Consider the following 262-nt stretch of genomic DNA (forward strand, 5'->3'; position numbering starts at 1 on the left):
TTTTTATCCATTTCATAGCTTTCAGGTAAATCACCAAACTCGTAAAGATTATTGCCAACCTTAAAACGATAATCTTCCACTTCCCCTAAACTTGGAGTAGTGTATATACCTGTATTGGTACCATCCCCAATAGAACGTTCATCAATATCTGTGGTAGAGGCGTTATCTGTACCAGTTGTCTGCGTTAGTCTTATTCTCGAATATAGCTGGGTAGCTCCCACAGGAATTCGACTTGTCTGCTCTCCTCTGAACCAAAAATGTA

1 protein-coding gene is annotated in these 262 nt (G+C 39.7%); it reads right to left on the minus strand.

The features are described 5' to 3' along the window. On the minus strand, positions 1-262 hold a 262-nt coding region (locus SB679_RS24845; RefSeq protein WP_410704962.1), incomplete at both ends, for a hypothetical protein.

This window comes from Chryseobacterium sp. SIMBA_029 (genome assembly GCF_046535275.1).
Taxonomy (GTDB): Bacteria; Bacteroidota; Bacteroidia; order Flavobacteriales; family Weeksellaceae; genus Chryseobacterium.